Raw genomic sequence first — 1,322 nt, 5'->3', positions numbered from 1 at the left:
ATGGGTCTTCCCCGATCATGGTGGGAAGGCTCAGAACGCCATATTCAGCTTTCCGTAGTGGAACATCACCCCCAGTTTAAAGCGCTCCCGGTTTCGGTATCCCCTGGCTTTTATCCTCAGCAGCCTGATCTTGCTGTTAAGTGCCTCCGCATTTCCGTTTGAGACACTGTGTCGCATCGCATTCAGGATCCCGTACAGCCTTTTTCCTATCGTTTTCGCGGCATTTTTCATCATGGGAACGTCACTGTTAGCCGCCAGCGCCAACCATCTCTGCCAGTCACTCCGTCTTTCCTCGCTCCATGGCCTGTTCCAGATATCCTTTGCCAGCTCTTTCAGCGCCCAGCACTGGCTCGTCAGCTTCATCTGTGCACGCAGCCACATCAGCTTTTCCTGCCGGGATTCGGTCATCCACTTATCGCTGTACTGCCACAGGAAGCGGGTTCCTTTTGCCTGGTGTCGGCTTTCAACAGGGAGGTGCGGATGTTCATTCTGACGGGTTTTATCAACTACCTCGCCCAGTTGCTTCGCCACATGGAAGCGGTCAAAGGCGATTTTCTCAACCGCACTGGGTAAGTGGATACGCGCTGCTCTTATATAGCCCGCGTTCATGTCCATTGAGAGCGTTTTGATAGCCAGCAACTGCCCATCAGTGAGCGTGCGAAGATAGCCGGCAAGACTCTCTGTGCCGCGATCATCCGTTAAGGCCAGCGCCCGACCATCGCGATCGGAGATCACCGTTATGTAACGATGTCCTTTTTTAAAGGCGACCTCATCCACATTCATATGACGGGCGGATAATGGCTTTTTTATCCGGGCAAGACCTCGCTTAACTGCCCGGGTCATAATGCCGTCAACCGCATTCCAACTGAGCTTAAGTTGCTTCCTGACAGCATCAACGGTGCTGATTTTCAGCCATGAGAGAACGAACGATTCGAATAGCAACGTATACCGGCTTCCGGGGCCAGCCCACGGAACAGGCAACGTCAGGCAGCCATGCTCCGGACACATAATTCGTGGAACATCGGCTTCAACAATAGTGGTGAACTGGCAGGTATCAAGATGGCGCCATTTACGATGACGGTGATCGTGAACAGAACAGGATTTACCGCAGGTCGGACAGGCTAGCCGGGTGTTTTCAGCGATCTCAATAGTGACAGTAACAGAACCGGCATTTTCATCGAGAGAAAGGGACTTTACCTGCCACGGATCGGACAGGTTGAGAATATGAGCGTAGAGGGACTTTTCGTCCATGGCGGTGACCTCTGGCGATTAAATACACCATTATCATGCCTTCAGCCACCACAACAAGGGAAGACCCATAT

At 52.5% G+C, this 1,322-nt stretch carries 1 protein-coding gene; it reads right to left on the bottom strand.

Translation table 11 applies throughout. The features are described from left to right. Positions 1-30: 30 nt before the first annotated feature. Positions 31-1,251, bottom strand: coding sequence for an ISL3-like element ISKox3 family transposase (locus ACOI7Z_RS27175; RefSeq protein WP_000343760.1), 1,221 nt, complete (start codon positions 1,249-1,251; stop codon positions 31-33). Positions 1,252-1,322 lie beyond the last annotated feature (71 nt).

This window comes from Klebsiella sp. C283, assembly GCF_048822555.1.
Classification (GTDB): domain Bacteria; phylum Pseudomonadota; class Gammaproteobacteria; order Enterobacterales; family Enterobacteriaceae; genus Klebsiella; species Klebsiella quasipneumoniae.
This window is presented reverse-complemented; position numbering and strand designations above follow the sequence as displayed.

Coding starts and splice junctions, on each gene's coding strand:
- ACOI7Z_RS27175 (WP_000343760.1), bottom strand. CDS start 1,251: ATGGACGAAAAGTCCCTCTACGCTCATATTCTCAACCTGTCCGATCCG.